This window comes from Synechococcus sp. R6-10 (assembly GCF_047461815.1).
In the GTDB taxonomy this organism is placed as follows: Bacteria; Cyanobacteriota; Cyanobacteriia; order Thermostichales; family Thermostichaceae; genus Thermostichus.
Genome location: NZ_JANSHW010000143.1, coordinates 1 through 8,308, shown reverse-complemented (window position 1 = coordinate 8,308; position 8,308 = coordinate 1). Strand labels below are relative to the sequence as shown.

Annotated in this window: 7 protein-coding genes and 1 pseudogene; 2 read left to right on the top strand and 6 right to left on the bottom strand. The window is 60.4% G+C overall.

Translation table 11 applies throughout. The features are described 5' to 3' along the window. Nucleotides 1-87 precede the first annotated feature (87 nt). The 3 genes from NW837_RS04700 to NW837_RS04690 are packed head-to-tail and all read right to left on the bottom strand — an operon-like array spanning nucleotide 88 to nucleotide 1,728. Nucleotides 88-282: a hypothetical protein gene (locus NW837_RS04700; RefSeq protein WP_414329483.1), complete on the bottom strand. Its 195-nt coding sequence runs from the start codon at nucleotides 280-282 to the stop codon at nucleotides 88-90. Further along, nucleotides 272-1,126: a UDP-3-O-acyl-N-acetylglucosamine deacetylase gene (gene lpxC / locus NW837_RS04695; RefSeq protein WP_011434326.1), complete on the bottom strand. Its 855-nt coding sequence runs from the start codon at nucleotides 1,124-1,126 to the stop codon at nucleotides 272-274. Before lpxC ends, NW837_RS04700 begins: the two co-directional genes overlap by 11 nt. 14 nt (nucleotides 1,127-1,140) lie before the next feature. After that, a complete protein-coding gene (locus tag NW837_RS04690) occupies nucleotides 1,141-1,728 on the bottom strand; it encodes a hypothetical protein (protein ID WP_414329482.1) in 588 nt (195 codons plus the stop codon). Nucleotides 1,729-1,730: 2 nt separating this feature from the next. On the opposite strand from NW837_RS04690, the gene NW837_RS04685 reads away from it, so the two are divergent. After that, nucleotides 1,731-2,621, top strand: a complete 891-nt coding sequence (locus tag NW837_RS04685; protein WP_414329480.1) for an RNA methyltransferase — start codon at nucleotides 1,731-1,733, stop codon at nucleotides 2,619-2,621. 140 nt (nucleotides 2,622-2,761) lie between these two features. Here the strand turns inward: NW837_RS04685 and NW837_RS04680 are convergent, their stop codons facing one another. The 3 genes from NW837_RS04680 to pstS form a co-directional block, all read right to left on the bottom strand. After that, nucleotides 2,762-3,721 (bottom strand): DnaJ C-terminal domain-containing protein, encoded by a 960-nt coding sequence (locus tag NW837_RS04680; RefSeq protein WP_414329479.1) that lies wholly within the window; start codon nucleotides 3,719-3,721, stop codon nucleotides 2,762-2,764. Between the two features lie 208 nt (nucleotides 3,722-3,929). Beyond that, entirely contained in the window at nucleotides 3,930-5,822 is a 1,893-nt protein-coding gene (gene dnaK / locus NW837_RS04675) for a molecular chaperone DnaK (protein ID WP_414329477.1), read from the bottom strand. Nucleotides 5,823-6,112: 290 nt separating this feature from the next. Beyond that, complete coding sequence (gene pstS / locus NW837_RS04670; protein WP_414329476.1) at nucleotides 6,113-7,213, bottom strand: phosphate ABC transporter substrate-binding protein PstS; 1,101 nt, start codon at nucleotides 7,211-7,213, stop codon at nucleotides 6,113-6,115. Nucleotides 7,214-7,660: 447 nt separating this feature from the next. Between pstS and NW837_RS04665 the strand changes: the two are divergent. Continuing rightward, a pseudogene (locus NW837_RS04665) lies at nucleotides 7,661-8,308 on the top strand (arginine decarboxylase); the annotation flags it as partial.

Genomic DNA, 8,308 nt, shown 5'->3' with positions numbered 1-8,308 from the left:
CTCAAAGCTTTGCGGGATACCGCCATTCTGGTTGGAAACAAACAGAATGCTATCGCTGCATAGTTGAACAGTAATGTTCAGCAGTGTTCAGCGTAAATGTATCAGGACGGCAGGCCAGAACTCAGCCAAAAGAGCACCCAGGGAGCTGCGGAAAGGAGGGGAATGAAGCGGATCCCACCCTGGGGATCCCCTTGAAGACAAGTGCTCCGCACCGCTCTCGCAACTGAGGATGGCAGGGTTGTTGCTGCGCAACCGGATCCCTTGCTCCCCCTCACTCTTCATGGATCAGCAGGGATCCACTCTTGAGCAACTGCTCGGCCAAACGGTGGTGCAGGGCATGGCCCGCCTTGTAGGCCACAATGTGCCCCTGCAGTCGGCAGCCCAGGAGGCTGAGATCTCCTAGTAAATCTATCAGCTTATGGCGCACCGGCTCATCTGGGTAGCGCAATGGCCCCAACCACTCGGTTTGGCTACAGACAATGGCATTTTCCAGGCTGCCCCCCTGGATTAGCCCCCGTTCCCGGGCCAGCTCCACATCCTGCTGGCGGGCGAAGGTGCGGGCCGGCGCAATGGACTGGACAAAATCCGGCCTGTTCTCCCTCCAGCTCAGCCACTGTTCTCCAATCGGGCAATCGGCAAAATCGATGCCATAGGTAAAGCGGGCTGTAGGATGGGGGAGGGCGCTGACAAAGGCTTCCCCCGCCCAGACAGTGACCGGTTCTTGGATCACCCCCAGCAGGGCTGGCTGATCTTGGGCCTGGATCCCGGCCTGGGCAATGGCCTCTACAAAGGGCAGGGCAGAGCCATCCAGAATCGGCAGCTCCGGCCCCTCCACCTCGATGCGGCAGTTGTCAATGCCCAGGATGTAAAGGGCGGCCAGCAGGTGTTCCACCGTCTGCACTTGAACAGAGGGGGATCCCTGCTGCAACAGGGTGCAGAGATGGGCAGGGGCCAGGGATCCCAACCGAGCCGGGATCTCAGGGGATCCCGGTTGATCCACCCGCACAAAAACCCGACCGCTGCCGGCAGGAGCTGGATGCAGACTGCAGCCAATTGGCAGGCCGGTGTGCAGGCCAACGCCTTCTAGGGCAATAGAGCTGGCTAAGGTGTGTTGCCGGCCTCTCATCGTGCTCCGCAGCGCTAGTGCAAACGCTCTTGGCCCTGGTCGAAAACGCGGTAATACAGCTCCCGATAGCCCACGCGCAGGTTGCTGCTGGCATCTGCCAACTTGGCTTTGTGGCTGCGGGTGCCGTAGGCGCTGAACACCTCGTAGGTATCTCCCTCAAAGAAAAAGGAAGAGACATCGGACACCTCTTCGCCCCCCAGCAACTGCCAGCGCCCCTGGCGAAACTGCAGCCGGTAGTGGGCTTTATCCAAGCTGCCGGAAGGACGGTCGATAATGGCGTCGATGCTGCCCTCGTAGAACGGCTCGGCACCACCATTGGGGATGGATATGTCCACAGGCCACACGTCCACAGCGATATCTCGGTAGCGGCAGTTGGGCCGGTTGCACAGGCGAATCGAGCGCATGACCTCGGCAATGGCTTCCAGCCGCTGCCGCGCCTCGGCCAGAGAAAACCGCTCTGAGTCGCTATCGCGAACGAGCTGGGGCGATACCTGAGCCGGCCCTGCCAGCGATGAAGGGGCAGCCAGCGCCGGGGATCCCCAGCAGCATCCCACCAACACCAGACAAATCAAGCTCAGCCAACAACGGTATGCGGATCCCATGGATGCAATCTATAATCAAGCTCCTCTTCTCTACTCTAGGCACTCTGGGGGATCCCAACCTGATGCCGATATTACCCCACTCTGGCCCTGAACAACTGGCGCAGGTACGGCTTGTATTGGTGCAGCCGGCTGGGCCGCGCAACCTCGGCGCCATTGCCCGCGTGATGAAAAACATGGGCTTCAGGCAGTGGGTGCTGGTGGATCCCCAATGCGATCCCCTCGATATGGAAGCGATCACCACAGCCGTGCATGGGGCAGACCTGCTCCATCAAGCCCGGAAGGTGCAAACTTTGCCCGAAGCCCTGCAAGGGTGTGTGCAGGTTTTCGGGACAACGGGGCGCAGCCAAACCTACCCACCCGAATGGCAAATTCAGTCCCCCCGCCAAGCCTTTCCCGCTCTGCTGGCCGCCGGCCCTGCCGCCCTCGTGTTTGGCCCCGAAGATCGCGGCTTGAGCAACGAGGAGCTGGCCCTTTGCCATCGCCAGATCCAGATCCCCACCGATGCGACCTATCCCTCTTTAAACTTGGCCCAAGCCGTGGCCATTTGTTGCTATGAGCTGTACACCCTCGTCTGCCAGAGCCCTTCTCCCGCTCCTCCTGTGCCCTCGCCTCAAAGGCTTGCCCCCTTCGAGCTGCTGGAGGGGTTTTTCGACCACTTAGAAGCGCTGTTGCTGCAAATTGGCTACCTGCACCCCCACACAGCCCGCCGCAAAATGCTCAAGTTTCGCGCCCTGTTCCAGCGAGCCGGCCTGACCGTAGCCGAGGTGGCCTTGTTGCGCGGGATCCTGCGGCAACTGCAATGGAGCCAGGGATGCTCTCGTCAGGAACCTCTGGAAGCAAATGCAGCTCCCGTCCCGCCGACGCAACCAGATTCCAGCAGGACCCCATCTTGACCCCAAGGCTGGGCCTCCAGCCCCGCCCTACCGCTACCGGAAGCAAGCTAGAAGGGCGGCTTCCTGCTTTCAGGCGGCGCGGAGCGCTTGTCAAGAATCTTGAGGCTTTGGCCGTGGGAGAATATCGGAGAATATCAATGCTAGAGCTTAAGGGTGGCGCGGGGATCGTAGGATTGAACCCGCTGCAGCCTTTCGTAAAGTTCTCGCTCTTCTTCGGAGATCTGGGTGGGCAAATGGATCTGCACCACCACGTAAAAATCCCCCCGTTCTCCGTTGCCTTTGGGAAATCCCCTTTCCGCCAGCCGCAACTTTCGCCCCGGCTGCATGCCAGGTGGGATCCGCAGCTTCACCACCCCCTCCAAGGTGGGCACCTCCACCTGGGCGCCCAAAACCGCTTCGCTGGGGCTGATGGGCAGATCGCAGTAAACGTCGAATCCCTCTAGGCGATAGAAGGGGTGGTCTTTCAGCTCAATTTTAAGGTACAGATCACCGGCACCGCCGTTGGGGTTGGGGTGGCCTTGGCCGCGCAGGCGAATCCGCTTCCCTGGCGTAATTCCCGGCGGGATGTTTACCTCGAGCACGCGATCCCCGCCCACCCGCAGGCGACGCTTGCCCCCCTCAAAAGCTTCTGGAATGCTGATCTGGATGGTGGCCTCAGCATCGTAACTGGTGTTGCCAGTGGATCCCGAAAATCCGCTGCTGCGGTCTGTGGTTTGGCTGCGCACCCGGCCCAGCAGTTGATCGATGAAGTCTTGAAAATCATCAAATTGGCTGAAATCGACGCCACTCCCCCCAAATCCGCTCCCCCCAAAGTCTTGGCTGAAGGGGCTGCTGCTGTAGGTGTAGGCATCGCGGCTGGAGCGAAACCCGCCCTGCTGATAGTATTGGCCAAATTGGTCGTATTGCCTGCGCTTGCTGGGATCCGAGAGAACTTCGTAGGCTTCGTTAATGTCTTTGAATTTCTCTTCAGCCGCTTTGTCGTTGGGGTTGACATCTGGGTGATACTTGCGGGCTAGGCGCCGATAGGCTTGTTTCACCTCATCGGCAGTGGCCGTTTTGCTGACCCCCAAAATCTTGTAGTAGTCCTTAAAGTTTTGCATGGAGGCGTCCGCAGGCAAATCGCTGAGAGTGGGCAGAAAACCACGAGGCTAGGCGTCCCCGGCAAGGGCTCCTTCCCTCCGACCTACTGAAGAAAATGAGGAGGCGGGCTAGACGCCATCGCCCATCCCGTCCCTCCTCATTATCGGCGCTACAAGTAAGGGCGGGATCCGCCCTGGGCCCGCGGCCCACGGAGGGATCCCTGAGCAGTCACTTGCTCTCGGTGAAGTCGGCATCGATCACATCATCGCTGCCGCCGGAGGTTTTCCCTGAGCCGGGAGTGGGGCCAGAGGAGGCCCCCGGCTGTTGATACAGCTCGCTGCTCATGGCGTAGAGAGCCTCTTGCAGCTCCCGCTCTTTGCTCTGGATGGCGCTGTCGTCCTCCCGCTGGATGGCCTCCCGCAGTTCTCGCACCAGAGTCTCGATTTGGCTGCGTTTGCTGGAGGAGATCTTGTCGCCCAACTCCTTCAACTGCCGCTCGGCCTGGTAGGCCAGAGAATCAGCCTTGTTGCGGCGCTCGATTTTCTCCCGGCGGGCCCGGTCTTCGGCAGCGTATTTCTCCGCCTCGGCAATCATGCGCTCCACCTCTTTGCTGTCCAAAGTAGAGGCGCCGGTGATGGAGATGCTCTGCTCTTTGCCGCTGCCTTTGTCTTTGGCCGTCACCTTCAGGATGCCGTTGGCGTCGATGTCGAAGGTGACCTCGATCTGCGGCACACCGCGGGGGGCCGGCGGGATCCCGTCCAGCTTGAAGCGGCCCAGAGATTTGTTGTCGCGGGCCAGCTCTCGCTCCCCTTGCACCACGTGGATTTCCACGGAGGTCTGCCCATCTTCGGCAGTGGAGAAGATCTCCGACTTGCGGGTGGGGATGGTGGTGTTGCGCGGGATCAGCTTGGTGGCCACGCCGCCCAGGGTTTCCACCCCCAAGGACAAGGGGGTGACATCCAGCAGCAGCACGTCTTTGACTTCGCCCGCCAGCACACCCGCTTGGATGGCCGCCCCAACCGCCACCACCTCATCGGGGTTGACACTTTGGTTGGGTTCTTTGCCCAGCAGCTCCCTCACCAGCCGCTGCACCGCCGGAATGCGGGTGGATCCCCCCACCAGCACCACTTCGTTGATGTCGGCCTTGGTGAGCTTGGCATCCCGCAGGGCTTGTTCCACCGGCCCCTTGCAGCGCTCCAGCAGGTCGGCACAGAGGTGTTCAAATTGAGCGCGGGAGAGCTTCAGCTCCAGGTGTTTGGGCCCATCGGCAGTGGCAGTGATGAAGGGCAGGTTGATGGTGGTTTCGGAAACGCTGGACAGCTCGATCTTGGCTTTTTCCGCAGCTTCCGTTAGCCGTTGCAGCGCCTGCCGGTCTTGCCGCAGGTCGATCCCTTCCATTTGCTTAAACTGCTCGGCCATCCAATCGACGATCTTCTTGTCGAAGTCGTCGCCCCCCAACTGCGTATCGCCGCTGGTGGATTTCACCTCGAAAACGCCATCCCCCACTTCCAAGATGGACACATCGAAAGTGCCACCGCCCAGGTCGAAGACGAGGATGGTCTCGTTGTTGCGCTTGTCCAAGCCGTAGGCCAAAGAGGCTGCCGTCGGCTCGTTGATGATGCGCAGCACTTCCAAACCGGCAATGCGGCCCGCATCTTTGGTGGCCTGCCGCTGCGAGTCGTTAAAGTAAGCGGGAACCGTGATCACCGCTTGGGTGACCGGCTGGCCCAGGTAGCGGCTGGCATCATCCGCTAGCTTGCGCAGCACCATGGCCGAAATCTCTTCCGGCGCAAATTCCTTGTTCAGGCGGGGTGCGTACAGTTTGACATTGCCCCGCTCGTCCCGCCGCACCTGGTAGGAGACCCGCTTGGAGTCGGCATTCAGCTCATCGTACCTACGACCGATGAACCGCTTAACGGAGTAGAACGTGTTTTCCGGGTTGAGCACCGCTTGGCGGCGGGCCATTTGGCCCACCAGGCGCTCTCCATCTTTGGTGAAGGCGACCACCGAGGGTGTGGTGCGAGTACCCTCAGCATTGGCGATGACGGTGGGGACACCCCCCTCCATTACGGCGACAACCGAGTTGGTTGTGCCCAGGTCAATTCCTACAACTTTTCCCATCGGCTCCTTATTCTCCTCTTCTTGAGTACATTGCTTCGGTTACCGCCGCCAGCCTGTGTGAAGTAGCTTGGGCAGCCAATCTGTGAAAATCCGGCAGATGCTTGGTCACTTCCTGGGTCGATCCTAACCAGCTGGTTGGCGAGGCCAGGGCGAGAATGCCGCCCATTTCTCGGGGCTGAAGGGCAGACCGGTTACGGATCTCCGTACCTGCAGCAGCCTTGCTTTCGGTGCCGCTTGGGGTATGGCCTGGGTTGGCAGCTATTGGCAACTCTTGGGGGACTGCTGCCAGGCTAGCTCTGGATAAGCTGCAGCGCCTCCAGGCCGCGGTTCACAACGGTTGCGGCCAGGGGCAGGTAGCCCATCTCCTCGGCCAGGGCTTGTCCTTCGGTAAGGGCCCAGCGGAGCACAGCTTGCAGGGCGGCGGCCATGGCGGGATCCGAGTACCGGCGGTAGGTCAGGATCCAGGTGTAGGTGACGATGGGATACGCTCCAGGGCCAGCGGGATCCGGCACAAAAGCCCGCAGGTTTTCCGGCAGCTCAATTTCGCTCAAGGCCAGGGCCGAGGCTTCCGGGGAGGGGAGAATGAACTCGCCGCGGCGGTTCTCCAGAGCTGCCACCGACAGATCCAGCTCGCGGGCATAGACCGACTCCACGTAGCCGATCACCCCTTCGCTGAGAAGCATTTGGGCGCTCATGCCCTCGTTGCCTTTCACCCCAATGCCCACCGGCCACTCCAGCGACATGCCAACACCGATTTCTGAGGCCCAAGCCGGATCGATGGCCGCCAGGTGGCGGGTAAAGGTATCGGTGGTGCCGCTGCCATCGGAGCGGTAGCAGACGGTGATGGGCAGATCGGGAATGGTTAGCTCCGGGTTCAGGGCCAGGATCTCCGGATCCCGCCACTGGTCGATTTGGCCGCGAAAGATCTTCACCAAAACGGGTCGAGACAGCTTGAGTCCAGAAGGGATCCCCGGCAGGTTGTAGCCTACGGCAATGCTGCCTGCGGTCATCGGGATCATGACCACACCCCGCTTCACCTCGGCGATCTCGGCATCGGTCATGGCCACATCACTGGCGGCAAAGTCCACTGTCTGGTCAATAAATTGCCGGATCCCAGCGGCGCTGCCCACCGGTTGGAAATTGATCTCCACCTTGGGATCCACCTGGCGGTAATCGGAAAACCAGCGCAAGTAAAGAGGAGCCGGAAAGGTGGACCCGGCCCCGTTGATCAGCAAAACTTTGTCGGAGGACTGGCTGCCGGAGGCAGGAACGGGATCCCTGCCGCTGGGTTGGTCAGAACGGGATCCCCTTTGGCAGGCGCTCAAGGTAGCGCCGGTGGCCAATAAAGAAAGCAACACTTCTCGGCGACGGAAGCGGGGCAGTTGAGCCATGGTTCAGGTTCTCCGAGGTCACCGCCCCGATCCTTGTCTTGCCTGCGGGGCCCTGTCAAGGGTTGCCGGCGAGAGCTCTTGGGATCCCGTGCGTGGCCCACTTTCCCCAGGTGGCTGTCTTTCCCTCTGTACCATCCCCGTATTCCTCGCTACGCTTCCCAGCAAAAGTCGGGATCCGACCCAAGCTCAGAAAGGAGAGACGGAAAACGGAGAATTCAAGAGAAAAATCAAGAAAAACAGTGAAAACAAGAGATTGAGCGAGATGACTTCTGCGGCAGTTGCACAGAGATCCCCAAGCCAAAGCCTTGTCTGGCAAGGCTTAGCGGTTTTTGGGCCTGAGTCCCCCCGCATTGGAAAAACCTTGACATATTCTGGAATATGGCAATATATTGTGGATTCTGTGCAGAAATCCTGCGCTGTTCACATCTCGGTATCTGGGGGACTACTATGCCGACTTTGACTCGTTCTCCCTGGACACTGCGAGACAGCGAAAAGCTCTATCGCATCTCAGGTTGGGGGGATCCCTACTTCCGTATCAACGCCGCCGGTCATGTGGAGGTGACCCCACAGGGCTTACAGCAGCAGGAACCGGGCATTGACCTGTACCACTTGGTGATGGATCTGGTGGCGCGGGGCCTGCAGTTGCCCCTCTTGATTCGCTTTCCCGAGATCGTGGCCGACCGCATGCGGCAAATTTGCGAGAGCTTTCAGCAGGCCATCCAGCGCTTTGGCTACCCCAACGTCTATCGGGGGGTTTACCCCGTCAAGGTGAACCAGCAGCGCCACCTGGTAGAAGAAGTGGTGAAACACGGTCGCGCCTACCACTTTGGCCTGGAGGCGGGATCCAAGCCGGAGCTGTTGATTGCCCTAGCTTTGCTGGATACTCCCGGGGCTTTGCTGATCTGCAACGGCTACAAAGACCGGGATTTTATGGAGACGGCTCTCTTGGCCCAGCGGCTGGGGCGCACACCCATCATCGTTTTGGAGCGGCTGCAAGAGCTGGAGCTGGCGCTGCAGGCTGCCGACCAACTGGGCATTGACCCCATCTTGGGGGTACGGGCCAAGCTCTCCGCCCAGGGCAGTGGACGCTGGGGC